The 23,550-nt window shown below is 69.2% G+C and carries 26 protein-coding genes; 19 read left to right on the top strand and 7 right to left on the bottom strand.

Annotated elements, in window-relative coordinates:
- Window positions 1-15: 15 nt before the first annotated feature.
- Together ASG60_RS02305 and ASG60_RS02300 are read right to left on the bottom strand one after the other, a co-directional pair.
- Window positions 16-1,437, bottom strand: coding sequence for a flagellin (locus ASG60_RS02305; RefSeq protein WP_056166351.1), 1,422 nt, complete (start codon window positions 1,435-1,437; stop codon window positions 16-18).
- A 412-nt stretch (window positions 1,438-1,849) separates the two neighbouring features.
- The gene (locus ASG60_RS02300; protein ID WP_056384133.1) at window positions 1,850-2,155 is read right to left on the bottom strand and encodes a PilZ domain-containing protein; all 306 of its coding nucleotides are present in this window, start codon (window positions 2,153-2,155) and stop codon (window positions 1,850-1,852) included.
- A 151-nt stretch (window positions 2,156-2,306) separates the two neighbouring features.
- Here ASG60_RS02300 and ASG60_RS23700 point away from each other — a divergent pair, with 151 nt between their 5' ends.
- From ASG60_RS23700 to ASG60_RS02245, 11 genes are all read left to right on the top strand, one after another.
- Entirely contained in the window at window positions 2,307-2,849 is a 543-nt protein-coding gene (locus ASG60_RS23700) for a hypothetical protein (protein ID WP_244473653.1), read from the top strand.
- A gap of 96 nt (window positions 2,850-2,945) precedes the next feature.
- Window positions 2,946-4,160 carry a DUF1217 domain-containing protein gene (locus tag ASG60_RS02290; RefSeq protein WP_056384132.1) on the top strand — a complete coding sequence of 405 codons (1,215 nt, stop codon included), beginning with the start codon at window positions 2,946-2,948 and terminating at the stop codon, window positions 4,158-4,160.
- 3 nt (window positions 4,161-4,163) lie between these two features.
- Window positions 4,164-4,889, top strand: coding sequence for a flagellar basal-body rod protein FlgF (gene flgF, locus ASG60_RS02285; RefSeq protein WP_056263337.1), 726 nt, complete (start codon window positions 4,164-4,166; stop codon window positions 4,887-4,889).
- A 4-nt stretch (window positions 4,890-4,893) separates the two neighbouring features.
- Complete coding sequence (fliI, locus tag ASG60_RS02280; RefSeq protein ID WP_056384290.1) at window positions 4,894-6,249, top strand: flagellar protein export ATPase FliI; 1,356 nt, start codon at window positions 4,894-4,896, stop codon at window positions 6,247-6,249.
- 85 nt (window positions 6,250-6,334) lie between these two features.
- Window positions 6,335-7,561: a flagellar hook protein FlgE gene (locus ASG60_RS02275; RefSeq protein ID WP_056384131.1), complete on the top strand. Its 1,227-nt coding sequence runs from the start codon at window positions 6,335-6,337 to the stop codon at window positions 7,559-7,561.
- A 108-nt stretch (window positions 7,562-7,669) separates the two neighbouring features.
- The gene (flgK, locus tag ASG60_RS02270; protein WP_056384130.1) at window positions 7,670-9,130 is read left to right on the top strand and encodes a flagellar hook-associated protein FlgK; all 1,461 of its coding nucleotides are present in this window, start codon (window positions 7,670-7,672) and stop codon (window positions 9,128-9,130) included.
- Window positions 9,131-9,135: 5 nt separating this feature from the next.
- Window positions 9,136-10,158 carry a flagellar hook-associated family protein gene (locus ASG60_RS02265; protein WP_056384129.1) on the top strand — a complete coding sequence of 341 codons (1,023 nt, stop codon included), beginning with the start codon at window positions 9,136-9,138 and terminating at the stop codon, window positions 10,156-10,158.
- Between the two features lie 103 nt (window positions 10,159-10,261).
- The gene (gene flaF, locus ASG60_RS02260) at window positions 10,262-10,609 is read left to right on the top strand and encodes a flagellar biosynthesis regulator FlaF (protein ID WP_056166375.1); all 348 of its coding nucleotides are present in this window, start codon (window positions 10,262-10,264) and stop codon (window positions 10,607-10,609) included.
- 8 nt (window positions 10,610-10,617) lie between these two features.
- Window positions 10,618-11,079: a flagellar biosynthesis repressor FlbT gene (gene flbT / locus ASG60_RS02255; RefSeq protein WP_056263347.1), complete on the top strand. Its 462-nt coding sequence runs from the start codon at window positions 10,618-10,620 to the stop codon at window positions 11,077-11,079.
- 28 nt (window positions 11,080-11,107) lie between these two features.
- Window positions 11,108-11,527, top strand: a complete 420-nt coding sequence (gene flgD, locus ASG60_RS02250) for a flagellar hook assembly protein FlgD (RefSeq protein WP_056166380.1) — start codon at window positions 11,108-11,110, stop codon at window positions 11,525-11,527.
- Between the two features lie 97 nt (window positions 11,528-11,624).
- Window positions 11,625-11,891: a flagellar biosynthetic protein FliQ gene (locus ASG60_RS02245; RefSeq protein ID WP_056166382.1), complete on the top strand. Its 267-nt coding sequence runs from the start codon at window positions 11,625-11,627 to the stop codon at window positions 11,889-11,891.
- 62 nt (window positions 11,892-11,953) lie between these two features.
- Here ASG60_RS02245 and ASG60_RS02240 read toward each other — a convergent pair whose 3' ends face one another.
- Together ASG60_RS02240 and ASG60_RS02235 are read right to left on the bottom strand one after the other, a co-directional pair.
- Window positions 11,954-12,253 carry a hypothetical protein gene (locus ASG60_RS02240; RefSeq protein ID WP_056263352.1) on the bottom strand — a complete coding sequence of 100 codons (300 nt, stop codon included), beginning with the start codon at window positions 12,251-12,253 and terminating at the stop codon, window positions 11,954-11,956.
- A 174-nt stretch (window positions 12,254-12,427) separates the two neighbouring features.
- The gene (locus tag ASG60_RS02235; RefSeq protein WP_056166388.1) at window positions 12,428-12,715 is read right to left on the bottom strand and encodes an MTH1187 family thiamine-binding protein; all 288 of its coding nucleotides are present in this window, start codon (window positions 12,713-12,715) and stop codon (window positions 12,428-12,430) included.
- A gap of 162 nt (window positions 12,716-12,877) precedes the next feature.
- On the opposite strand from ASG60_RS02235, the gene flhA reads away from it, so the two are divergent.
- The 6 genes from flhA (at window position 12,878) to ASG60_RS02205 (ending at window position 17,589) form a co-directional block, all read left to right on the top strand.
- Window positions 12,878-14,965, top strand: coding sequence for a flagellar biosynthesis protein FlhA (gene flhA, locus ASG60_RS02230; RefSeq protein ID WP_056166391.1), 2,088 nt, complete (start codon window positions 12,878-12,880; stop codon window positions 14,963-14,965).
- Between the two features lie 11 nt (window positions 14,966-14,976).
- Complete coding sequence (gene fliR / locus ASG60_RS02225; protein ID WP_056166392.1) at window positions 14,977-15,732, top strand: flagellar biosynthesis protein FliR; 756 nt, start codon at window positions 14,977-14,979, stop codon at window positions 15,730-15,732.
- A gap of 3 nt (window positions 15,733-15,735) precedes the next feature.
- The gene (locus ASG60_RS02220) at window positions 15,736-16,137 is read left to right on the top strand and encodes a hypothetical protein (protein WP_056384128.1); all 402 of its coding nucleotides are present in this window, start codon (window positions 15,736-15,738) and stop codon (window positions 16,135-16,137) included.
- A 115-nt stretch (window positions 16,138-16,252) separates the two neighbouring features.
- Window positions 16,253-16,774 carry a rod-binding protein gene (locus ASG60_RS02215; RefSeq protein WP_082531576.1) on the top strand — a complete coding sequence of 174 codons (522 nt, stop codon included), beginning with the start codon at window positions 16,253-16,255 and terminating at the stop codon, window positions 16,772-16,774.
- A gap of 11 nt (window positions 16,775-16,785) precedes the next feature.
- Window positions 16,786-17,115 carry a hypothetical protein gene (locus tag ASG60_RS02210; RefSeq protein ID WP_056384127.1) on the top strand — a complete coding sequence of 110 codons (330 nt, stop codon included), beginning with the start codon at window positions 16,786-16,788 and terminating at the stop codon, window positions 17,113-17,115.
- A 27-nt stretch (window positions 17,116-17,142) separates the two neighbouring features.
- Window positions 17,143-17,589 (top strand): hypothetical protein, encoded by a 447-nt coding sequence (locus ASG60_RS02205; RefSeq protein ID WP_056166402.1) that lies wholly within the window; start codon window positions 17,143-17,145, stop codon window positions 17,587-17,589.
- Window positions 17,590-17,631: 42 nt separating this feature from the next.
- Here the strand turns inward: ASG60_RS02205 and fghA are convergent, their stop codons facing one another.
- The 3 genes from fghA to ASG60_RS02190 form a co-directional block, all read right to left on the bottom strand.
- Entirely contained in the window at window positions 17,632-18,465 is an 834-nt protein-coding gene (fghA, locus tag ASG60_RS02200; protein ID WP_056384126.1) for an S-formylglutathione hydrolase, read from the bottom strand.
- A 76-nt stretch (window positions 18,466-18,541) separates the two neighbouring features.
- A complete protein-coding gene (locus ASG60_RS02195; protein ID WP_056166932.1) occupies window positions 18,542-19,678 on the bottom strand; it encodes an S-(hydroxymethyl)glutathione dehydrogenase/class III alcohol dehydrogenase in 1,137 nt (378 codons plus the stop codon).
- A gap of 190 nt (window positions 19,679-19,868) precedes the next feature.
- The gene (locus ASG60_RS02190; RefSeq protein WP_056384125.1) at window positions 19,869-22,532 is read right to left on the bottom strand and encodes a heparinase II/III family protein; all 2,664 of its coding nucleotides are present in this window, start codon (window positions 22,530-22,532) and stop codon (window positions 19,869-19,871) included.
- 194 nt (window positions 22,533-22,726) lie between these two features.
- On the opposite strand from ASG60_RS02190, the gene flgB reads away from it, so the two are divergent.
- On the top strand, window positions 22,727-23,128 hold the full coding sequence (gene flgB / locus ASG60_RS02185; protein WP_082478753.1) for a flagellar basal body rod protein FlgB: 402 nt from the start codon (window positions 22,727-22,729) through the stop codon (window positions 23,126-23,128).
- Complete coding sequence (gene flgC, locus ASG60_RS02180; protein ID WP_056263463.1) at window positions 23,128-23,544, top strand: flagellar basal body rod protein FlgC; 417 nt, start codon at window positions 23,128-23,130, stop codon at window positions 23,542-23,544. Before flgB ends, flgC begins: the two co-directional genes overlap by 1 nt.
- Window positions 23,545-23,550: the final 6 nt, after the last annotated feature.

The raw sequence follows: 23,550 nt of genomic DNA, 5'->3' as shown, positions 1-23,550 counted from the left end.
GGACGATGCTCGATCTTACCGGAACAGCGAGAGCACGCCCTGGCTGGAGGAGTTCGCGATGCTGAGCGACTGAACGGCCAGCTGCTGCTGGGTCTGAAGGGCCCGGAGCTTGGTGGACTCCTCTTCGATGTCGGCGTCGACCAGGATGCCGATGGTGCGGTCGTTGGCCTTCATGAGCGTATCGACGAAGCTCTTCTGACCGTCGATCTGGGTCTTGCTGGCACCGAGCTTCGTGCCCGAGTCGGTCACGGACGCGATGGCTTTGTCGACCTGTGTGATGATCGCACTGAGGCTGGTGTCACCCGCCGTGCCGACGAGGCCCGAAATGTTGATGGAGGCGATGGAGAACCCGGTACCCACGTTCACGGTATCGAGGATGCCCTGTCCGCTGGTCGTGGACGCGGCCGTGCCTTCGCCCTTTCGGGCGTCCGTCGCAGCAACGCCGGTGCCGAAACCGATCCCGAGTTTCACGCCCGCCGTGATTCCGCCATCGTTCACGGCAGCCAGGTTGAGGATGGTGAGCTTGGCGTTGGTGCCCGTGCCGGTCGCAGTGGTCTGGAAGGTCAGCCGGCCACCGGAATCGAGGGAGGCCTTGACCTTGCCGGCGAGCGGCGTCACCGCCGTGTCGGCCGCGATCTGGTTGTTGATGGCTGAAATCAACTCTTCCGTCGTCACCTTCGCGAGGTTGGATACGGCCGAGGCAAGGGTGGATTGATCGAGGCGGATGGTCGCCGTGTTGCCGTCGTCGAGGGTCAGGCTGAAGATTTCCTGGTTCTGTCCGCTGAAGTTGGCAGTCCCACGCGTTGCAACGGGATCTGCCGGACGAAATGCGGCGGTGCCGGTGAGGGACGTCGATCCAACGACGCTACCGGCGGTGCCCGTCGATACGACCGTTGAACTCGTCACATCGTAGAGCTTGATCGCCTCGACATCGATGTTGACCTTCGAGAAGTTGATCGTTCCGGTCGTGTCACGCGAGAAACCCGCGATCACGGAACGCTCGTCCTGATAGGATGCGGCGCTGGAATCCACCGAGAGCCAGTTCTGGCCGCTCGACACCGATGAGTCGGCCGTACCCTTCATCTGATTCTGAATGGCGGCGACTTCGGTCTGGACCTTGGTCCGATCCACGCCGGGCTGGAGGGCGGTCTGCAACTTGGCGCGCAGGTTCTGCAGGTTGGAAAGGACACTGTTCAGGCCGTTATAGGCGGTGTCCACCGCCGACGAACCGAGACCGAGGGAGTCCTTCACGGCGCTGAGGGAGGCGTTGTCGGTGCGCACCGTGGTGGCGATGGACCAATAGGCTGCGTTGTCGGAAGCGTTCGACACGCGCTGGCCGGTGGAGACCCGGTTGCTCGTCATGTCGATCTGCGAATTGATGCTCTTCAGGGTCGTCAGCGCCGTCATCGCGGCGTTGTTGGTCAGCAGGCTGGTCATGGCGGGTGTGATCCGGGACTGAAATTCTACGGGAGTTTCTGTAATTCGGCAGTCGGCCGACCTGTCGTGAAAAGCGCTCGAAGATAAATGTCTTCGTTCTCAAGTCACGATTCATTACATTCCGGGTTTTCGCCGGACCAGTGGGGCGACATCATGTCTATGAACCGGATCGGTTCATCCACTGCACTCGCATCGAACTCGTGCCGGTTCCGTGGGGAGAACCGTTTGTCGATGTCTGCATTGTGAGGCGAGCGCGTTAGCAAGCGCTTAAGCGCACCGGCCCGGCCCTGTGCCCGAATGCACCGTCTCACCCAAATCCGGTCGATCGCTTCGCGATGCGGATTTGGGCTTCGCTCAGGCGCCGCGCGGGCTGCCTGAGACGGTCCCCGAATGGATCATCCGGAAAACAGTCTCAGGGGGCGGGATCGCCTGCCGGTGCGAACCGCACGCCCGCGACCTCGCCCCGCTGCCAGCGCAGGCGAACCGACACTGTCCTGAGGTCGTGGGCGGCGATGACGAGATCGAAGCTGGCCGGCAGGGGGATGGGTCGCGACAGCACGATCTTGGCGCCCGCCGGTGAAAGATCGCGCACCACGCAGGGCAGGAGCGTGTCCGGCCCGAGGACGATCCGGCCCTGCTGCATCACCCGGTGGCGTCGGGGCGAGCGCGGCCGTACGGTCCCGGCCCGACCCCCCGCCTCGCGCTGTCCGTCCGTCATTCGCCCTGACCCCCACGCCGCTCGCTGCGGCTATCACCCATCATCGTTAACGACTCGGCCGCATGCGCCCGGGGAGGCCGGCCGGATTAACCTTTCGTAAACCATATCCACGCAACGTTCGGGGCTCAGGAACTCCTTCGCTCCAGGCGCCATGCCCGTTCGCCTCACACCCGTGCCCGCCCATCGCCGTCCGCTCGCCGGGGCCCAGGCCCTGCGGCGCGCCCGCGACGCGGCGTTCGAGCGGGCGGCCATCGGGGTCTGCCTCGTGCTCGCCGCGGCCTCGAGCGGGTTCGCCGTCTACACCATCACCAGCGGCACCCACGACTACGCCGTGCAACGCTTCCTCCCGGCCTCCATCGGCACCTTCGCCTGGAAGAAGCCCGTCGCCCCCGTGCGGACCGCCGTCCTCGATCTCGACCCGACCACCACCGGCGCCCTGCCCGACCGGGCCGCCGGCCCCGAACTCGGCCGTTCCGACCCCGCGGACCGGGCCGGCCCCGGCGTCGCGGCGCGCGGCTACGTCCTGCGCCGGGTCTCCGGCGACGGGGCCTGGGTCGAAGGTCCGAACGGCCTGAGACAGATCGTGCCGGGCGCTGTCCTGCCCGGCGCCGGCCGGGTCATCTCGATCCAGCCGACGGGGGCCGGCTGGGTCGTCGTCACCTCCGAGACCATCATCGGGCCGACACGGCTCTGACCCTCGCCCCTCATCCAGGCCGGATCAACCGATGATCGCCCGCGCCGCCCCTATCCTCGTGCGCGCGCCCCGGGCCGCCGACCGGGAGACCTTCGCGTGCTGAGCACCTTCACCAACTACACGCTGATCACCAAGGACCTGACGGCCTCCCTGGCCCGCAAGGCGGCAGCGCCCGAAGTCGCGCGCGAGACGGCGTATTTCCAGGCCAACATCGGCGGCGTGACCTCCATCGACGCCTTCCTCGGCGACCGCCGCCTCTACTCCTACGCCATGAAGGCGTTCGGCCTCGAGGACATGACCTACGCCAAGGCGTTCATGCGCAAGGTCCTCACCGAGGGAACGGACACGCGGGCGAGCTTCGCCAACCGCCTCGCCGACGACCGCTACGTCGCCTTCGCGCGCGCCTTCGACTTCGCACAAGGGGCTTCCGCCACCGGCCGCGCGGGCACGATCACCGAAGCGGGCCCGACCGCCGCCGGCACCGCGCAGCTGAACGGTGCCCTCGACCTGTCCGGAACCTTCGACTTTTCCAGCACCAACGCGGTCTCGTTCCAGCTCTCCACCCGTGTCGATGCCGCCACGACGAAGTCGGCCACCATCGTTCTTTCGAACAAGACCCTGGCGTCCGTCGTGCAGAACCTGTCCCAGGTCACGGCCGAGGAGATCGCCGCCGCCATCAACGGGCAGATCGCCGCCTCGGGAGACGGCAACCTCGCGGGCAAGGTCCAGGTGGGCATCGGTGTCCGCAGGAACCTGTTCTTCGAGACCACGGCCTACGCCAACCTGGGCGCGGATGGCGTCGCGGGCGGCACCGGCCTCGCGGCCGACACCCTCTACGAGGCCGGCGGCACCAACCGGACGCTCGCGATCCGCACCGTCGCCCCGTCGGGGGCCGGGCAGACCCCCCTGGACATCGGCTTCGGCACCGATCTGCCCATGGACGCGAAAGCCAAGAGTGTCACCGAGGCCTACCTGCGCCAGACCCTTGAGAGCGATGCCGGCGCCGAGGACACCGGCGTGCGCCTCGCCCTCTACTTCGCCCGCATGGCGGGGGGCGCCACCAGCGGCTACGCGATCCTCGGCGACTCGGCCCTGTCTCAGGTGGTCAAGACCGTGCTCGGCCTGCCCGCCGGCGGAACCTCGTCCGAGGCCCTCGCCCGGCAGGCCGAACTCATCGAGAGCAAGGTCGATCTCGCGAGCTTCCGGGACCCACAGAAGCTCGATCAGTTCATCAAGCGCTTCACCGCGATCTGGGATGCGCAGAACAACACCGCGTCCGATCCGATCCTCGCGCTGTTCGGGAACGCCTGAGCCATGCAGAACGCCCTCTACGTCGCGCTCTCGGGCCAGATCGCCGTCGAGAAGCGCATGAATGCGGTGGCCAACAACGTGGCCAACCTCGCGACCTCCGGCTACCGCGCCGAGGACACCAAATTCTCGGCCCTCCTCGCCCAGGCGAGCAAGGGCGCGATCGCCTTCGCCTCCTCGGGCGACACCTACATCCAGACCAAGTCCGGCCCGGTGACCAAGACCGATTCCCCCCTCGACGTGGCGATCCAGGGCGATGCCTGGCTCAGCGTCGGCGGCGCAAGCGGGCCGGTCTATACCCGCGATGGCCGCCTGACGATGGACGCCACGGGGCGCCTGCGCAACGTCAGCGGCCTGCCGGTCCTCGACGCGGGCGGCGGCCCGATCCTCCTCGATCCCCAGCAGGGACCGCCGACCATCGGCCGCGACGGCAGCGTCTCGCAGGGCGTGAACCAGGTCGGCTCCATCGGCCTGTTCACCCTCGACCCCAAGGGCACCCTGCGGCGGGCGGAATCGAACGGCGTGGCTTCGAGCCTTCCGGCCCGGCCCGTCCAGGATTTCACCCGCACCGGCATGGTCCAGGGCTTCGTCGAGGGTTCGAACGTCAACCCGATCCTCGAGATGACGAAGCTCATCACCATCCAGCGCGCCTTCGAGAGCGCGGCCAACCTCACCGCCGAGACCGAATCCTCGTTCCAGGGCTCCATCCGTTCCCTGAGCCCGCAGGGCTGAGGTGATGCAGGGCGAACCCACCGAAGCCGCTGCCGGCCCGGACGTCATCGACCGGCTTGCCGCCGCCCTCGCCTCCGGGCGCGAGGCCCTGCCCCTGGTCCGGGTCGCGGGTCCGATCCAGGAAGTCACCGCGACCGCCGCCCGGGTCGGCGGCGTCGCCCCCTTCCTCAAGCTCGGCGACCGGATGGGTTTCCGGGTCGGCGGCCGCGAGCAGGTCGGCGAGGTGGTCCGCATCGATGCCGGCGGCGTCACCCTGAAGCCGTTCGAGGCGCGCATCGAGGCGGGGATCGGCACGCCGGCCTATCGCCTCGGCGACCCGACCCTGCGGCCCCATGCGGGCTGGAAGGGCCGGGTCATCGACGCGCTGGGGCGCCCCATCGACGGGCGTGGCACGCTCGTGCCGGGACCGCGCGCGGTGCCCATCGACGCTGCTCCGCCGCCCGCCATGGCGCGCGGTCGGGTCGAGGCGCCGCTTCGCACCGGCGTGCGGGCCCTCGATCTGTTCACCCCCCTGTGCCTCGGGCAGCGCATCGGCATCTTCGCGGGCTCGGGCGTCGGCAAATCCACGCTGCTCGCGATGCTCGCCGGCGCCACCGGCTTCGACAGCGTCGTCGTCGCCCTGGTGGGCGAGCGCGGCCGCGAGGTGCGCGAGTTCCTCGAAGGCCCGATGGCAGGCAACCTCGACAAGGCCGTGGTGGTGGTCTCCACCGGCGACGAGAGCCCGATGATGCGGCGCCAGGCGCCCAAGGTCGCCATGGCCATCGCCGAGGCATTTCGCGATACCGGCGACTCCGTGCTGCTCATCGTCGATTCCGTGACCCGCTACGCCCATGCGGCCCGCGACGTCGCCCTGGCGGCGGGCGAGCCGGCGGTGGCCCGGGGCTACCCGCCGAGCGTCTTTTCGGATTTGCCGCGCCTCCTCGAACGGGCCGGCCCCGGCCGCGACGGTTCCGGCTCCATCACCGGCATCTTCTCCGTGCTGGTGGACGGCGACGACCACAACGACCCCGTCGCCGACTCGATCCGCGGCACCCTCGACGGTCACGTGGTCCTCGACCGGGCCATCGCCGAGCAGGGCCGCTACCCGGCCGTCGATCTCCTCGGCTCGATCTCGCGTCTCGCCACCGCCGTGTGGACGCCCGAGCAACGCGAACTCGTGCGTCGCCTCAAGGCGATGATGGCGCGGTTCGAGGAGACCCGCGACCTCAGGCTCATGGGCGGCTACCGCGCCGGCGAGGACGCCGAACTCGATCAGGCCATCCTCCTCGTGCCGCGCATCTACGAGGCCCTGCGCCAGGAGCCCGGCATGGCCCCGAGCGCGGACGCCTTCCTCGAACTCGCCCAATCCCTGCGGAGCTGACGCCCAAGGACGCGACCAGCCCCGCACAAGCCATCCTGCCTTTAGTGCCGTCCAGCACGGCCCGCCGTTTCACCGAGGTCATCCCATGAGTCTCATCAGCGTCCTGCGCACCGGCGTCTCCGGCATGAACGCGCAGTCGAGCCGCATCTCGACGGTGGCCGAGAACATCCAGAACGCCGGCACCACGGGCTACAAGCGCACCGGCACCGAGTTCTCGTCCCTCATCCTCGATTCCAGCAGCACCGGCGATTACAATTCCGGCGCCGTCGAGACGGTGATCCGCCGCTCGGTCTCGGCGCAGGGCCCCGTCTCCTTCACCACCTCGAAGACCGATCTCGCCATCCAGGGCAACGGCTTCTTCGTGGTTCGCGACAGCAACAATGCCACGTCGCTGACCCGCTCGGGCAACTTCGTCGAGGACGGACCGACGGGAAACCTCGTCAATTCCGGCGGCTTCACCCTCATGGGTTACGCGGTGGGCGAGAACGGCGAGGCGACGCCGGCCCTCAACAGCACCGCCAACATGGTGCCGGTCAACGTCTCCACCCTCGGGATGAGGGCCACGGCGACCAAGGCGGCGACGATCAGCGGCAACCTACCGGCCGACGCGGCCCCCCTGGCCGCCCCCTTGTCGGATAAGGTCTACACCAAGAAGACCTCCATGGTGACCTACGATCAGCTCGGCAACAAGGTCACGCTCGACATCGTCCTCGGCAAGACCGCAACGGCCAACCAATGGCAGGCGCAAGTCTACGTTCCGGGCAACGACACGGCCCTCGCGACCGTGACCCTGGGCTTCGATGCCAACGGCCAGATCTCCGATCCGGCGGCCGTCACGGCGGCGGTCTCCCGGTTGGCCGCCGCCAACGGCACGTCGATCAACCTCGATATGTCGAAGATCACCCAGCTCGCCGGCAGCTACGATCTCAAGGGCACCGCAGACGGCAAGGCGCCCTCGGCGGTGACGGGCTCGGACTTCGCTTCGGACGGCTCCGTCTATGCCCTCTACGAGGACGGCAGCCGCGCCCTCGCCTTCAAGGTGCCGCTGGCCAACGTCGCGAGCCCCGACAACCTCGAGCCGCGCGCCGGCAACATCTACCTGCCCACCAGCACCTCCGGCGACCTCCAGATCGGCTTCGCCGGCCTTTCCGGGCTCGGTTCCATCAAGTCGAGCGCCCTGGAGCAGTCCAACGTCGACGTCTCGTCCGAGCTCACGGCCATGATCGAATCCCAGAGCGTCTACACGGCGAACTCGAAGGTGTTCATGACCGGCAACGAGCTCCTCGAGACCCTGATGAACCTCAAGCGCTGACGCGTCGGCCGGCACCATCGCGGCGGCCGGCCCCGCGCCGATCCCTGGACGTCCCGGCCTCTCCGTCCGCATCGCCTCCGACACGCCCGCTCCCTCAGGAACCCCACGATGGGCCTCTCCCTGGCGCTCAACAGCGCCCGCACTTCCCTGGCGGCCTCCGCCGCGCAGATCGCCGTCACCGCGCGCAACACCGCCGGGGCGAACGATCCGTACTATGCGCGCCGGATCGCGACGGTTGTCACGGCGGGGGGCGGAAGCGCCGTCAACGTCCTGCGGGCCGCCGACGCGGCCCTGTTCGGCCGCAAGATGCTCGCGACCTCCGAGGCCGCCGGCAGCCAGGCCGTGCTCGATGGTCTCCAGACCCTGAGCCAGACCATCGGCGACACCGATTCGACAACGTCGCCGGCCGCCCGCCTCGGTGCTCTCAACGCCGCCCTGCAGGCGGCGGCCAACAAGCCCGATTCCGTCGAGTTGGCACGCAACGCCGTCGAGGCCGCCCGCGATCTCGCCGGGAGCCTCAACACGGCCGCCGCGGCCGTCCAGACCGTGCGCCAGCAGGCCGATACGGCCATGGCGACCTCCGTGGTGCGGATCAACGATCTGCTCGTCTCCTACGAGGCGGCCAACCAGACCGTCACGCGCGGCACCGCCATCGGCGCCGACGTCACCGATGCCCTCGACGACCGCGACCGCATCCTCACCCAGCTCTCCGAGGAGATCGGCATCACCACCGCCGTCCGCGCGGGCAACGACGTGGCGATCTACACCGACAGCGGCGTGCCCCTGTTCGAGCGCGGCGCACGCAAGGTGACCTTCGAACCGACCGCTGCGTTCAGTGCCGGTTCGACGGGCAAGGCCGTCATGATCGATGGCGTGCCCGTCACCGGGGCCGCCTCGCCGATGCCCGCCCGCTCGGGCCGGATCGTCGGCCTCGCCACCCTGCGCGACGACGTCGCCGTGCGTTACGAGACCCAGCTCGACGCCCTCGCGGGCGGGCTCGTCACCGCCTTCGCCGAACCCCGCACGAACGGCACGGGACCGGCCGCCCTGATGGGCCTGTTCACGGACGGATCCGCGGGGGTCCCGGCCCGGTTGCCCGTCGCCGAGACGGGGCTCGCCGCCAAGATCCGCATCAATGCCGCCGTCGATCCCCGCATGGCCGGCAGCGCCCTCGACACCCTCCGCGACGGCGGGATGAACGGGGCCGACTACCGCAGCAACACCGGTGCCGCCGCTTATGCCGACCGCCTGCGCGGCTTGGTGTCCGCGCTCGGCGCCGACCGCACCTTCGATGCCGCCACCGGCCTGCGCACCAGCGACAGCCTGCTGTCCTTCGCCACGGGGTCGGCCGGTTGGCTCGAAGGCCAGCGCAAGTCGGCCGCGTCCCTGGCCGATTACGAATCGACCCTGCTGGCGCGCACGAGCGACGCCCTGTCCAACGCGGTGGGGGTGAACACCGACGACGAGACGGCGAGGGCGCTCGAACTCGAACGGTCCTACACCGCCTCGGCCAAACTGCTGACCCTGGTGAACGACCTTCTCAAGACCCTGATGGATGCGGTGCGATAATCGCCATGCGGATGAATGCCACCTCGACCTTGAGTCTCTGGAACGCACCGCGCACCGGCGCCCAGCGGATGCAGACGGAGATCGCACAGGGCACCAAGGAGCTCGCCACGGGCCGTCACGCCGATGTCGGCCTCGAACTCGGCAGCCGGACCGGCCTGGCCCTCGGACTGCGCCAGCAGAAATCGGAGCTTCAGGCGCTGCAGGACGGCAATGCCGGGGCGACCCTGCGTCTGAGCACGACCCAGGCGGCGCTCCAGCAGATTCAGGCGGCCGCGGATTCGACCCTCAAGACCCTCATCGGCGTACCGGTGGCGGACCGCGCGGCCGTGGTGAAGGACATGGCCGCGAGCCAGCTCGCGGCGCTGACCGCCGTGCTGAACACCGCCGCCGACGGCCAATCCGTCTTCGGGGGGACCAACACGGGGGCGTCGCCCATGACTGCCTACGGAGCCGGATCGGCGGCGAAGTCGGCCGTCGATGCGGCCTTCACCCTTGCGGGCGGCACGTCCATGAGTGCCGCAGGGATGGAGGCCTTCCTCGCGGAGGGCGGCCCCCTCGACACCCTGTTCGGCAACGGCGCCTGGAAGGCCAACTGGTCGAAGGCGTCGGATACCACCCTCGACAGCCGCATCTCCCTCAGCGAGACCGTGGAGACGTCCGCGACGGCCAATGCGCCCGCCATCCGCCGGCTCGCCATGGCCTACGTCGTCGCGTCGGGCCTCGACCTGTCGCGTCTGCCGGCCGACGTGCAGGCCGTCGCGACCGATCGGGTCGCGGGCCTGCTCGGCGAGGCGAGCAAGGGGCTGGTGTCGATCCAGGCCAATCTCGGTCGCGCGCAGGCGCGGATCTCCGATGCGAACACCCGTCTCGATGCGCAGAAGGCGCTCCTCGACAAACAGGTGCAGGCGATGGAGGGGATCGATACCGCCGAGACCAAGACGCGGATCGACCAGCTGACGACCCAGATGCAGATTTCCTACTCCCTGACCGCCCAGCTGCGTCAGCTGAGCCTGGTCTCCTACCTCTGAGGCGACCCTTTCCCGGCGCGGCGGCCTGGCCGGTGCGCGGGACACGACAGCCCCGAAACGCGGCAGCGGCGCGGCGGGCCCGGACACAACGAGGCGGATTGCCATGTACCAGTTTTCCTACGCCGAGATTCTGGAAGACGCCCCCGAGATCGGCCGCGAACGCGAGCGCGCCGCCTTCGACCGGGCGCTCGATCTCATGCGCATCGCCGATCATCCGGCGGCGGCCGTGGCCGACCGGACGGCGGCGGCCGAGTTCATCCAGAAACTCTGGGCGGTCCTCATCGACGACCTCACCAGCCCCGAGAACGCCCTGCCCGAGGCCCTGCGCGCCGACCTCGTGTCCCTCGGCCTGTGGAGCATGCGCGAGTCCAATGCCGTCCTCAGCACGCCCACCCATGGCTTCTCCGCGCTGATCGAGGTCAACGCCTCGATCCGCAACGGCCTGCGGTGAGGTCCGGCATGCGCCTGTCCCTGCGCGCCGGCGAGCGGGTCTTCATCAACGGCGCCGTCCTGCGCGTCGACCGCAAGGTCTCCCTCGAACTTCTCAACGATGCGACGTTCCTGCTGGAGACCCACGTGCTCCAGCCCGAAGAGGCGACGACGCCCCTGCGCCAGCTCTACTTCGCGGCCCAGACCATGGTGATGGAGCCCGCCAACGCCGCGCGCGCACGCGACCTCTACCGGACGCTCCAGGCCGGCATCCTCGCGGCCGTGACCGAGCCGGACATCCGCGACGGTCTCGCGGCGGCGGGCGCCTGCGTCGAGGCCGACCGTCTCATCGAGGCGCTCAAGCTGATCCGTGGCCTGTACAGGGCGGAGGCGGCCCTGCTCGCCGAAGCCACCGGCATCGCCGGGCCTGAGCTCTCCGCCCCACCCGCGCGCGGCCCCGGCCGCGCGCCATCTCTTCCCCGCACGGCCTGAAGGCCCTCACCCCGGAGACCCGCTCGTCATGGCCGTCGGAAGCAGCACCAGCACCCCCCCCACACAGACGGCCACGGCCGCCACCGCGGCCAAATCCGCGAGCGGCGTCGCCGCCTCGATGAACGCGGACACGTTCCTGACCCTGCTCATGGCGCAGCTCAAGAACCAGGATCCGACGAAGCCGATGGATTCCACCGCCTATGTCGGTGAGCTCGCCACGTTCTCGCAGGTCGAGCAGGCGACGAAGACCAACTCCAAGCTCGATTCCCTGCTGTCCTCGAGCTTCCTCTCGCAGGCGGACCAGATCATCGGCCGCACCATCACGTCCGCCGACGGCAACACCACCGGCGAGGTCCAGTCCGTGAAGATCACGAGCGAAGGCGCGCTCGCCCGCCTCACCAACGGCAAGGACGTCCTGCTCGCCGAGGGCATCTCGCTCTCGCAGTGAGGTCCACTCACCCCACGGGTGAAATCCGTGTAGGACCGACAACGGGCGGGACGCGGCAGCGACCCATCAGGGATCACCACGCGAGAAAGGTCACCGGATGAACGAGGTCGATGCCCTCGAACTCGTGCGCGCCGCGATCTGGACGGTGATCGTCGGCGCCGGCCCGGCGATCGGCGCGGCGATGCTCATCGGCATCGCCATCGCGCTACTGCAGGCGCTCACACAGATCCAGGAGGTCACCCTGACCTTCGTGCCGAAGATCGTGGTGATCCTGCTCGTGCTCCTCATCACCTCGTCGTTCATCGGCGGCCAGATCTCGACCTTCGCCGAGGCCACCTACGGGCGCATCGTCACGGGGTTCTGACGGGCGTCGCCGGTGCCCCCCCGGCGGTCTTCGCGGGCCGCTGGGCGAATGCCGGTCCGGCGTCAGGAATTGTAGGTCACCAGGGCGACCACCCACGACCCGTGTTCATGCACGAGGGTATGGGCCTCGGTGTCGTTCGCCGTGGCGCGATCCGGATCGGACTTCTCGATCTTGTAGACGTCGTAGCTCGCGGACTTGCTCGCGGGACCGACGTGACCGAAGCCGCGGGGAGCCCGTCGGAATTGGCGGTCGAACAGACAGACCGCGTCGACGGGCGAATCGACATCGCCGGCTTGACCAAACCGAGCCGTGTCGCCGTAGACCTGTCCCGTCGCCTTTTCGATCGCGATGAAGCGCGCCATTCCAATCCTCAATTGTGACCCTGCGGCCGAGGTGGTGCCACGGAGCGCCCGCTGCAAGCGCGAGGCCTCAATTGATCGGAGAGCCATCCGGCCGCGCCGAGTGGGGGAAGCCCCGGCACAAAGCGCTCGGGAGGAGGCGGAACGCGTGCTTCGCTTTCCTGCGGCACGGCGTTCCTACGACACGGCCTTCAGCTTGTCGGCCATGGCCTGCACCTTGTCCCGGCGCGACGAGAACGTCATCGTGAAGAACACGCGGTCGACACCGAGTTCGGCGAGGCGGGCCTCGCAGGCTTCGGCGAGTGCGCAGATCTCGCTCAGTTCGCCCTCGATGTTGGTGCCGTTGGCATGCATCTCGGCGGTGAGCGGGCTGGCGTCGATGATCGCCTTGATTTCCCGCACGTAGGGCGAGACCGACGGGCCGACCCCCATGGGAACGATGCACAGATCCGCCACGACCTTCATGTGACGACTTTCATGGGCTTGTCTCCCGTGCGCCCGACCTTCGGGCGAGGCGCCCTTCTATCACGGCCGGCCGTGCCCGGGGCGATGAAGCGGCACGCCCCCATCCCCACGCAAGCTTGAACCGCGACAAGGCCCCGTTCATTCACGGGGTAGGCATCCGCCATGGCGGCAAGCGACGCGATCGTCATCGAGCGCAAGTCCCAGCGGGATATCGGCTTTGCCGCCGGGATCATCGCCATCCTGGCGATTCTGTTCCTGCCGGTGCCGGCGATCCTCCTCGACATCGGGCTCGCCTTCTCCATCGCCCTGTCGGTGCTGATCCTGATGGTGGCCCTCTGGATCAAGAAGCCGCTCGAATTCTCGGCCTTCCCCACGGTGCTGCTCATCGCGACCCTGCTGCGCCTCGCGCTCGGCATCGCCACCACGCGACTGATCCTGGCCAACGGCCAGCACGGGGTCTCGGCTGCCGGTCACGTCATCCAGGGCTTCTCGCAGTTCGTGATGAGCGGCGACTTCGTCATCGGCATCGTGGTGTTCCTCATCCTGATCACGGTGAACTTCCTCGTCATCACCAAGGGTGCCACCCGCATCGCCGAGGTCGGGGCGCGCTTCACCCTCGACGCCATCCCCGGCAAGCAGATGGCCATCGACGCCGATCTCAACGCCGGCCTCATCGACGACAAGGAGGCGCAGGGGCGCCGCCGCGAACTCGAGGAGGAGAGCGCGTTCTTCGGCTCCATGGACGGCGCGTCGAAGTTCGTGCGCGGCGAGGCCATCGCCTCGCTCATCACCATCGCGGTCAACGTCTTCGGCGGCATCATCATCGGCACCACCCGCCACGGCATGCCGCTGGGCCAGGCGGCCGACGTGTTCACCAAGCTCTCGGTCGGCGACGGGCTCGTCTCGCAGATCCCGGCCCTGATCGTCTCGCTGGCGGCGGGCCTCCTCGTCTCGAAGGGCGGGACCCGGGGCACCGCTGAGCAGGCGGTGATGGGCCAGCTCGGCGCCTATCCGCGCGCGCTCGCCGTCGCCGCCGCCCTGATGTTCCTGTTCGCCCTGGTGCCGGGCCTGCCCTTCCTGCCGTTCATGGTCCTGTCGGGGCTGATGGCGTTCACCGCCTACGCCATCCCGAAGAAGATCGCCGCGCAGAAGGCCGTGGTCGATGCCCGGACACTCGCCGTCGAGGACCAGAAGCAGCTCGCCGCCCGGGAATCCCTGTCCGTCAAGGAATCGCTCAAGACCCCCGAGATCGAGCTCTGCCTCGGGCGCCAGATCTCGGCCCAGTTCGCCACCTCGCAATCCGAGCTGTCGCATCGGGTCGCGAAGATGCGCCGCAAGTTCGCCCGCCAGTACGGCTTCGTCGTCCCCGACATCAAGCTCACGGACAGCATTGCGCTGGCTCCGAAATCCTACCAGATCCTCATCCACGGCACCGTGGCGGCGACCCAGGAGATCCGCCCAGGCCAACTCCTCGTCGTCGTCGGCGACGGACCCGTCCCGGATGTGCCGAGCGACGAAGTCCGTGAGCCGGCCTTCGGCATGAAGGCCCGCTGGGTGCTCGATTCCTACGGGGCCGAAGTACGGCGCGGCGGCTTCGAGCCCATCGACGGCGCGTCCGTGCTCCTCACCCACCTGTCCGAGGTCATCCGCAACAATCTGCCCCAGCTCCTGTCCTACAAGGACATGCGCGGCCTCCTCGACCGCCTCGACCCCGAGTACAAGCGTCTCCTCGACGAGATCTGCCCGTCGCAGATCTCGTATTCGGGCCTCCAGGCGGTGCTGAAGCTCCTGCTCTCCGAGAGGGTCTCGATCCGCAACCTCCACCTCATTCTCGAGGCGGTCGCCGAGATCACGCCGCACGCCCGCCGCGCCGAACAGATCGCCGAGCACGTGCGCATGCGCATCGCCCAGCAGATCTGCGGTGATCTCGCTGAGAACGGGACGCTCGCGGTGCTGCGGCTCGGCAGCGCCTGGGACCTCTCGTTCCATCAGAGCCTCAAGCGCGACGCCAAGGGCGAGGTCGTCGAGTTCGACATCGATCCGCGCCTCGTCGAGCAGTTCGGCACGGAAGCCGGTGAGGCGATCCGCAAGCACATGCGCGAGACCCGCAGCTTCGCCCTCGTCACCGCGCCGGATGCCCGCCCCTACGTGCGGATGATCATCGAGCGGCTCTACCCGACGCTCGCCGTGCTCTCGCACCTCGAGATCGCCCGGGGGGTGGAGATCCGGTCCCTCGGGACGATCTCGTAAGGCCACTGCGCGTGGTCGCCGGGGCACCCGAGGGCATTCTGGCCGCCTTCCTGATCTTCTGCCGGGTCGGCGGGTGCCTCCTCGTGGTGCCGGGCTTCTCCAGCCCGCGCGTGCCCGGGCAGGTCCGCCTGCTCATCGCCCTCACGGCGTCGCTGGCCATGACGCCGCTGATCCAGCCGCTGTTCCAGGGCCGGCTGGCGGCACAGGACCCGGCCACCACCCTGGCCTGGATCGCCAGCGAGACCATGACGGGGCTCGTGATCGGCTTCCTCGGACGGATCTTCTTCACGGTGCTGGAAACGGCGATGAATGCCGCCGCCACCATGGTGGGGTTCGGCGGCATGCCGGGCTCCGTGGCCGAGGGGACCGATCCGGTGCCGGCGGTCGAGGCCCTGATCATGATGGCGGCCACCGCCCTGCTGTTCGCCGCAGACCTGCATTGGGAGCTGTTTCGCGGATTGGTCGATTCTTACGCTCGCATCCCGCCGGGCGAGGGCATCGGCACCCAGGCCGCCCTGGTGCGGATCGTCGATCAGATCGGCACCGCCTTCGTGCTGGCGTTGCGCATCACCGCGCCGTTCATCGTCTACGCCGTGGCGGTGAACCTGACCGCCGGCTTCATCAACAAGCTTGTGCCGCAGATCCCGGTCTACTTCATCGCGACGCCGTTCATCATGTTCGGCGGATTGCTGCTGCTCTACTACCTCTCGAACGAGTTCATGACGCAGTTCCTCATGGGTTACGTCGACTACCTGCGACGGGGTTAGGGCATGGCCGTCACCACCCGCCAGCGCCTGGAGCGCGCGCGCCGGCTCCTCACCGTGCAGGAGCAGATGCGGGGGATCGCCGAGCGCGACCTCGCCGCGACCCGGCGCGACCTCGCCCGCGTCGAGGCCGACCGCGCGGCGATGCTCACGACGCTTGCCGGCGAGACCATGCACGGCCTGTTCCTCGATGCCGCCGCGCGCCGGCTCAGGGCCCTGGCCGGGGAGGCGACGCAACTCGACGCCACCGCCACCCATCGGGCCGGGCTCGTGCGCGAGCGGGGCCTCGCCGAGAAGCGCGTGGGGCGCCAGGTCGAGGCGCTGGCCGAAACCCGCGCCCGCGAGCGCGAACGGGCCGATATGCTGGAGCAGCTCGACATGCTGGCCGCCCGTGGCGGCGCCTCGTGAGTCTTCCCGACGCAAGCCTTCCCGACGCAAGCCTTTCCCACGCAAGCCTCCCGAAAGCCACGGGGCCTATCCCCTATCGCCGACGGGCCATTCCCTTCGAAGCGTCGCGGCAGCCATGAGCATCTCCACTCCCACCGATATCGTTCTCGACGTGGCCCGGGCCGCCGATCCGGCGCGCTACCAGGAGGCGACGGCCAAGCTGTCTGCGCCGGGCGCCACCGATCCGGCCGCCTTCAACGACGCGTACCGCATGGCCGGCACGTCCGTGCACATGCCCCTCGACGCGCGTTCGACCCTCACGGCACTCCAGACCGACAACGTGATCTCGGGCGCGGGCAAGATCGGCGATCCCTACAAGCAGTTCGAGGCCTTCGTCCTGCGCCAATTCGTCGAGACCATGATGCCGTCGAAGGCCGCGTCGGTGTTCGGCAAGGGCAATGCCGGCGGCATCTGGAAGTCGATGCTCGCCGATCAGATCGGCACCCAGGTCGCCAAGGCCGGCGGCCTCGGCATCGCCAAGATGCTGGAGGCCGCGCGTCCCCTGGAGAAGACGTCGCTGGACAAGACCACCCCGGACAAGATCACCCCAGACAAGATCCGCCCGGCCGGCTCGGTCGATCAAGCGACGGGCGCGTGAAAGGACCGACCATGCTGATCGCATCCCTGAAGCGGCTCGAAGCCGTCGTCGCGGCCGAGACGGAGGCGCTCCTGACCCACCGTCCGTTCGATCAGGAAGCGGTGAACCTGCGCAAGAGTCAGAGCCTCCTCGAACTCACCCGCCTGACCCGGGGCCTCGACCCGGACCAAATCGCGCCCGAGGTCGCCGACCAGCTCGCGCGCCTGAGCCGGGCGTTGAGCCGCAACCAGGGCGTCGTCGGCCAGCACCTGCGCGCCGTCGAGGAGATCTCGGAGATCGTCACCCAGGCGATCCGGGATTCGGAATCCGACGGCACCTATTCCGGCCACCTGCGCCGTTGATCCCCTATCGGCACCAGGCGTGAGCGCATGAAGACTGTCCTGACCGGCCTGTGGATCTGCGCCGTCACCATCCTGTCCTGCTACGGGGCGGTGACCTGGGGCAGCGGTCTGTTCGCCAAGAAGGAGGAGCCGTATCTTGAGGGTCTACAGTACCAGAAGCTGCCGCCGATCAATGTTCCAATGGTGGCGGACGGCAAGGTGCAGGGTTACATCGTTGCGGTTCTTGTCTTCACTGCCGATGCGCGGTTGATGCACACTCTTCCGGTGCCACCCAACGCCTTTGTGGTCGACGAGACCTTCCGGCAGATCTACGCCGACCCGCAGATCGATTTCAAACGCCTGTCGCGTTACAACGTCACCCAGCGCCTCGCGGAGGTCCGCAAGGCGGTCAACGCGCGACTCGGCGCCGACGTGGTGAAGGATGTTCTCGTCGAGGAGTTCAACTTCGTCGCCAAGCGCGAAGTCCGCTCGTGACGCGAAGGTCTCCCCGGCCCTGGAGGCCGGAGAGACCAAAAACTACTTCAGGCGGGCGGCGGCCCAGGCGATGTGATCGGCCATGAAGGTCGAGATGAAGTAGTACGAGTGATCGTAGCCCTCGCGCATGTTGAGGGTCAGGGCGATCCCGGCCGACTTGCAGGCCTCGTCGAGCAGCCAGGGGCGAAGGCCGTCGTCGAGGAAGCTGTCGGCCGTACCCTGATCGACCAGGAACTCCGGGAAGCGGTGGCCGTCCTCGATCAGTGCCGTGGCGTCGTGGGCGCGCCATGCGGCGGTGTCGGTTCCGAGGTACTTCTCGAAGGCCGGCTTCGACCATCCGGCCGTGGAGGGCTGGGCGATCGGGGCGAAAGCCGAGCAGGACTTGAAGCGGTCGGGATAGGTCAACGCGATGGTCAGCGCCCCGTGGCCGCCCATGGAGTGGCCGAAGATGCCCTGGCGGGTCATGTCGGCGGGGAATTCCTTGGCGATGAGTGCGGGCAGCTCCTCGGTGACGTAGCTCCACATCCGGTAGTTCGTGGCGTAGGGCGCCTGGGTGGCGTCAACGTAGAACCCGGCGCCGGAGCCGAACTGCCAGTTGCCGTCCTCGTCGGGGATGCCGGGCCCGCGCGGGCTGGTGTCGGGCGCCACGATGATCACGCCGTGCTCGGCCGCCGCCTTGCGGTACTCGCCCTTGTCCATGACGTTGGCGTGGGTGCAGGTGAGGCCCGACAGGTACCACAGCACCGGCACCGGACCGTTCTCGGCCTGGGGCGGCACGAACACCGCGAAGGTCATCGGACAGCCGGTGGTCGTCGCATCGTGCTTGTAGACGCCCTGCGTGCCGCCGTGGGCGCGGGCCTTCGAGATGGTTTCCATGTGTGCTCTCCTGCTGGGGGCATGGATTTTCCCTCCCCACAAAGGGGGAGGGAGGCAGTGTCAGCCAAGATCCGTCTTAGTAAACCACCACCGACCGGATCGACTTGCCCTCGTGCATGAGGTCGAAGCCGTGGTTGATGTCTTCGAGCGGCATGGTGTGGGTGATCAGATCGTCGATGTTGATCTTGCCCTCCATGTACCAGTCGACGATCTTCGGCACATCGGTGCGGCCGCGCGCGCCGCCGAAGGCCGAGCCCTTCCAGACGCGGCCGGTGACGAGCTGGAACGGACGGGTCGAGATCTCCTTGCCGGCCTCCGCCACGCCGATGACGATCGACTCGCCCCAGCCGCGGTGGCAGCATTCGAGAGCCTGGCGCATGACGTTGACGTTGCCGGTGCAGTCGAACGAGAAATCGGCGCCGCCGCCCGTGGCGTCGAGGATCGCCGCGACGACGTGATCGTTGCCGACCTCCTTCGGATTGATGAAGTGGGTCATGCCGAACTTGCGGGCCATCTCCTGCTTGTCCGGATTGATGTCGACGCCGATGATCTTGTCGGCACCGACCATCCGGGCGGCCTGGAGTACGTTGAGGCCGATGCCGCCGAGGCCGAACACCACCACGTTGGCGCCGGGCCAGACCTTGGCGGTGTAGATCACCGCGCCGATGCCGGTGGTGACGCCGCAGCCGATGTAGCAGATCTTGTCGAAGGGGGCGTCTTCGCGGATCTTCGCCAGGGCGATGGCGGGGAGGACCGTGAAGTTCGAGAAGGTCGAGCAGCCCATGTAGTGGAACACGGAGTTCGAGCCGCCCGGGCTGCCGCCGGTGGAGACGCAGGAGAAGCGCGAGGTGCCGTCCGGCATCACGCCCTGGCCCTGCGTCGCGCGGATCGCGGTGCAGAGGTTGGTGCGCTGCGACAGGCAGGACTTACAGCTGCGGCATTCGGGCGTGTAGAGCGGGATGACGTGGTCGCCGACCTTGAGGTCCGTGACGCCGGCGCCGACTTCGCGGACGATGCCCGCGCCCTCGTGGCCGAGGATCGCCGGGAATTTGCCCTCGGAATCGAGGCCCGACAGGGTGTAGGCGTCGGTGTGGCAGATGCCCGTGGCCATGAGTTCGACGAGAACCTCGCCGGCCTTGGGTCCTTCGATATCGATCGTCTCGATGGTGAGGGGCTTCTTGGCCTCCCACGCCACCGCTGCGCGCGTCTTCATACGGATGCTTCTCTTGTGCTTGGCGATCACGGGCGGCGCCGAACTGCCGACTCTTCGGCTCGCGGCATCTTGACGATGGCGATCCGAACGGCCCGAAAATCTGGGTCGTGTGATGATGGTTATGGCGCGGATATGCAACGCCTTGACCGCGCCGTGTCGCGCGGACCTGCCTTGCGCCGTTCGCTCGGGATCAGCGTCCCGCGAGCAGGCCCGACACCGCCGCCTCGGTCACGAGGCGGGCGAGGCGCGCTTCCCCGGATGCATCGGACCCGAGGATGACGCCGCCGCAGGCCCCGGTCCGGCCCGCGATGGCGTAGCGCAGGACGCTCGCCGGTCGGAGCGGCCCGCCGCCGTCCGAGACGAAGCCGCGCAGACCGCCCGGGTGTTCGTTGCAGCCGATGGCGAGGGACAAGCCCGCCGTCCGGCCCGTCAGCGCCACGGGCACGACGGAGAGGCGGGCGCGGCCGGACTGCGCCATGGCCCGGCGCGGGCCGGCCAGGGCCGCGACGATGTCGGGGCCGAAATGGACGAGGCCCTCGAACGTCACTGGCCCGTCACCGGCCGTGAACCGGTCGAGCACGGCGAGGCCCGAAAGGTCGTCGAGGAGGACGAAGACGCGGCGGTGATCGTAGGCCGGCCCGTGCACGGTGGTGGCGATGGCGCAGGCCTGGGCGCCGTCGAGGCGGATGGCCCCGGCGAGCCGGGCCGCGCCGGCCCCGGGTTCGCACCCGTTCGGCCAGGCGACGTTGTGGCCATGGGCCGACAGGATGTGGTGGCGTGCCGGCCCGGTCTCGATCTGTGCCGAGCTCCCGGCCTCGACGACCCAGCGCACGCCCTCGCTGGCATGGACGAAGGAGGTGCAGTCGCGGTGCCCCTGACCGGTGGAGGTCTGGCCCGTGAACGTGCAGGCGAAGTGGGACCAGCCCCGTCCGGGGGCATCCGAGCGGGCCGCGATCATGTCCGTCCCGGCGTCCGACGGCAGGCGTGGGACACTCGCGGCGGGGCGACCGCGCGGGTCGCGGCGCTCGGCCACCAAGGTGCTTCCGGAGCGTGCCACGAGGCGCCCGATCCAGCCCGCCGCATCGCCGTTGGCGGGCGTATCGCCGAAGGGCGGCAGGCGTCCCCCCGGATCGAGGAGGCCCGCGAGGCCCGGCAGGACCTTGGCGACCCGGCCTGAGAGAAACCCCGCGAGGCCGTCGTCGCCCACGCTCCGGGCGAGGACCCGCAGGAGGGTCGCGAGTTCGAGGCGCTGGTGGAGGGACGGCGCCGCGAAACGCCCCTCGGCGTCGAGCTGGCTCTCCACGCCGGCGCGCAGGCCCGCCTCGGCGAGGCCGAGCCAATGGGCGGCCAGGGGCAGGCGCGGCAGGGCGCGGGCGACGCCGTGCAGCACCGCCGCCGCCTGAATCTGGTGCAGCGAGCGCCCGAAGGTGTTCTGGCCGACGATCTCGGCAAGGGCGAAGCCATGGCGCACCACCTCGCCCGTCAGCACCAGGGCGGCGGCACTGCCCGGCATGCCCGCACGCCCGAGGAGATGGACGAGGGTTTCGGTTCGGGTCGCAAGGGCCGAGGGGTGCAGGGCGAGGCCGTCGGCGGGCGACCCCCACGGGTTGGCCCGCGACCACGACACGGCGAGGCCGAGGGCCGTGGCCGCTCCCCCGGGCGTCCCCGCCAGGGCGACGAGCCAGCCGAGACCCTGGTATTCGATCCGCCATGCCACCGACCGGAAGGGGTCTTCGCTCCAGTCGGGTCGCTCGGGCACCGTCCACGCCGTCTGCGAACCGAGGCGCAGGACCCGGTCGAGGCCCGTGCGCGGGGCGCCTTCACCGCGCTGGAGATCTCGCGCCAGGGCGAGCACCTGCGGGATCGCGGCCGCCTCCGGGCCCGGGCACCAGCCGGCGATGGAGGCGACGGGCAGGTCGAGGCGCTCGGCGAGGCGGGCGAGGAAGTCCGGCGCGTCGAGGGCATCGTCGCCGCACAGGTTCTCCAGGCGCAGGCGATCCTCGAGGGCGATCTCGGGAGCGGCGAGCAGTTCCGCGTCCGGGCTCCCGGCGTCCCAGGTGGCAAACCCCACTTCGACCCGCTCCGCACCCGGCACGGGGGCGAGTTCCAGGGTGAAGCGCCGGGCCTGCTGGTGCGCGGAGAGATCGACGAGGGCCCCGAGGGACGGCACCGAGATCGTGCCCGGATAGGGCGGTTCCAGCGCGGCGCCGGCGGCGTCCCGGTAGACCACGCGCGCCAGGGCCGCGTGGCTCCGCGGGACGGCCGTGAAGATCTGTCCCCGCAGGACGAGACCGCAGCCCGGCACCAGGGCATGGACGATCCAGTCCGGCTCCGGCGCGAGGCGGCGACGCACGCGCGGGGAAGGGGAGGGGCCGCCCTGGGCCAGGGTGGCCTCCGCCACCGTGAACGGGCTTGTGTTGCGCCAAGAGCGGATCGTGACGGTGATCGCGGCGGCGGGGGCCGGCAGCAGGAAGGCCAGCCGGCAGATGCCGGCGCGCAGGGCCCGGGCCTCCGCCGGCAGGTAGGCCGGTCCGGGAATCCAGGTGCCGTGCGGGTCGAGGAGGGTCCGGTCGAGGCCCGGCACGTGGTCGAAATCGAGGCTCGATCCGTCGGGGGCCAGGCAATCGATCCCCACGAGGGCGAAATCCAGGGCGCCCGCGGCGGCTTCCTCCGCGTCCCAGCCGAGCCGGAAACGCAGGCTGCACCACGCGTCGCCGGTGAGGTCGGGGAAACCGAACACCACCCGCGAAAACCGGTTCTTGGCCGGAATCCAATGCTCGTCCTCGCCGGGGCCGACGGTCGCGCCCCCGGCATGGCGGGACGCCTGCGGGCGTCGGGCGTCGGGACCGCTCAAGCGGATCGACCGGGGACGCGGGGCGGAAACGGGACCGGCATGGGACGCCTGATGAGAGGGCTCGGCGCGTGGGCGCAGCACGATCGAGGGGAGGGTGGCACTGAGGCGCAGCCGATGACCCTGTCAAGCCGCCGGCCGGGCCACGTCGCGCGTCAGCCTGGGACAAGATTGGTTCCCTAGGAAGCGGATATCGAATGCATTCGGAGCGCGCGGTGACAGGCGTCTATCTTTTCGACCTCGCCTCGCAGCAGGCCCGGTATCTCGGCGTGCGGCAGGCGACCATCGCCAGCAACGTGGCGAACGCCAACACACCCGAATACAAGGCCCGCGATGTCGTGCCCTTCGCCGACGTGATGGCCCGCACCGGCGCCGCCGGTCTCGCGATGACGGCGAGCACCCACGTCGCCTCGGAAGAGGGACGCATCCCCACGAAGCCCGTCACGGCGGCGGACGCCTGGGATGCCCTGAGCACCGGCAGTTCCGTGAGCCTCGAGCAGGAGATGCTCAAGGCCGGCGAGGTCAGCCGCGACCACGGGCTCAACATGGGGATCGTCAAGGCATTCGACCGGATGCTGAAGGCGGCGGTGCGCAGCTGATGATCGATCCCCTCGCCGCCTCGACCCGTTTCGCCAGTGCCGGCATGGAGGCGCAGTCCCTGCGCCTGCGCATCGCCGCCGAGAACGTCGCCAACGCCCAGTCGGTGGGCGATTCCCCCGGCGCCGACCCCTATTCGCGCAAGACCGTGAGCTTCAGCGCCGCCATGGACCGCGCCGCCGGCGGGGCCAGCGTCAAGCTGCGCAGCATCGGTACCGACACCAGCCCGTTCCGCATCGAGCGCGATCCGGGGAGCCCGGCGGCGGATGCCGAGGGCAACGTCAAGCTGCCCAACGTCAATGCCCTGATCGAGATGGCCGACATCCGCGAGGCCAACCGCTCCTACGAAGCCAACGTGCAGGTGATCAAGCAGGCTCGCGCCATGGTCTCCAGCATCATCGACCTCCTGAGAACGTGAGTTTGC

The organism is Methylobacterium sp. Leaf469, from assembly GCF_001424745.1.
Taxonomy (GTDB): domain Bacteria; phylum Pseudomonadota; class Alphaproteobacteria; order Rhizobiales; family Beijerinckiaceae; genus Methylobacterium.
This window is presented reverse-complemented; position numbering and strand designations above follow the sequence as displayed.

What these genes read in the sequence shown, in the direction of transcription:
- ASG60_RS02305 (WP_056166351.1), bottom strand. Translation starts at nt 1,437, where the DNA reads ATGACCAGCCTGCTGACCAACAACGCCGCGATGACGGCGCTGACGACC.
- ASG60_RS02300 (WP_056384133.1), bottom strand. Translation starts at nt 2,155, where the DNA reads ATGACGGACGGACAGCGCGAGGCGGGGGGTCGGGCCGGGACCGTACGG.
- ASG60_RS23700 (WP_244473653.1), top strand. Translation starts at nt 2,307, where the DNA reads ATGCCCGTTCGCCTCACACCCGTGCCCGCCCATCGCCGTCCGCTCGCC.
- flgF (WP_056263337.1), top strand. Translation starts at nt 4,164, where the DNA reads ATGCAGAACGCCCTCTACGTCGCGCTCTCGGGCCAGATCGCCGTCGAG.
- fliI (WP_056384290.1), top strand. Translation starts at nt 4,894, where the DNA reads ATGCAGGGCGAACCCACCGAAGCCGCTGCCGGCCCGGACGTCATCGAC.
- ASG60_RS02275 (WP_056384131.1), top strand. Translation starts at nt 6,335, where the DNA reads ATGAGTCTCATCAGCGTCCTGCGCACCGGCGTCTCCGGCATGAACGCG.
- flgK (WP_056384130.1), top strand. Translation starts at nt 7,670, where the DNA reads ATGGGCCTCTCCCTGGCGCTCAACAGCGCCCGCACTTCCCTGGCGGCC.
- ASG60_RS02265 (WP_056384129.1), top strand. Translation starts at nt 9,136, where the DNA reads ATGCGGATGAATGCCACCTCGACCTTGAGTCTCTGGAACGCACCGCGC.
- flaF (WP_056166375.1), top strand. Translation starts at nt 10,262, where the DNA reads ATGTACCAGTTTTCCTACGCCGAGATTCTGGAAGACGCCCCCGAGATC.
- flbT (WP_056263347.1), top strand. Translation starts at nt 10,618, where the DNA reads ATGCGCCTGTCCCTGCGCGCCGGCGAGCGGGTCTTCATCAACGGCGCC.
- flgD (WP_056166380.1), top strand. Translation starts at nt 11,108, where the DNA reads ATGGCCGTCGGAAGCAGCACCAGCACCCCCCCCACACAGACGGCCACG.
- ASG60_RS02245 (WP_056166382.1), top strand. Translation starts at nt 11,625, where the DNA reads ATGAACGAGGTCGATGCCCTCGAACTCGTGCGCGCCGCGATCTGGACG.
- ASG60_RS02240 (WP_056263352.1), bottom strand. Translation starts at nt 12,253, where the DNA reads ATGGCGCGCTTCATCGCGATCGAAAAGGCGACGGGACAGGTCTACGGC.
- ASG60_RS02235 (WP_056166388.1), bottom strand. Translation starts at nt 12,715, where the DNA reads ATGAAGGTCGTGGCGGATCTGTGCATCGTTCCCATGGGGGTCGGCCCG.
- flhA (WP_056166391.1), top strand. Translation starts at nt 12,878, where the DNA reads ATGGCGGCAAGCGACGCGATCGTCATCGAGCGCAAGTCCCAGCGGGAT.
- ASG60_RS02220 (WP_056384128.1), top strand. Translation starts at nt 15,736, where the DNA reads ATGGCCGTCACCACCCGCCAGCGCCTGGAGCGCGCGCGCCGGCTCCTC.
- ASG60_RS02215 (WP_082531576.1), top strand. Translation starts at nt 16,253, where the DNA reads ATGAGCATCTCCACTCCCACCGATATCGTTCTCGACGTGGCCCGGGCC.
- ASG60_RS02210 (WP_056384127.1), top strand. Translation starts at nt 16,786, where the DNA reads ATGCTGATCGCATCCCTGAAGCGGCTCGAAGCCGTCGTCGCGGCCGAG.
- ASG60_RS02205 (WP_056166402.1), top strand. Translation starts at nt 17,143, where the DNA reads ATGAAGACTGTCCTGACCGGCCTGTGGATCTGCGCCGTCACCATCCTG.
- fghA (WP_056384126.1), bottom strand. Translation starts at nt 18,465, where the DNA reads ATGGAAACCATCTCGAAGGCCCGCGCCCACGGCGGCACGCAGGGCGTC.
- ASG60_RS02195 (WP_056166932.1), bottom strand. Translation starts at nt 19,678, where the DNA reads ATGAAGACGCGCGCAGCGGTGGCGTGGGAGGCCAAGAAGCCCCTCACC.
- flgB (WP_082478753.1), top strand. Translation starts at nt 22,727, where the DNA reads ATGCATTCGGAGCGCGCGGTGACAGGCGTCTATCTTTTCGACCTCGCC.
- flgC (WP_056263463.1), top strand. Translation starts at nt 23,128, where the DNA reads ATGATCGATCCCCTCGCCGCCTCGACCCGTTTCGCCAGTGCCGGCATG.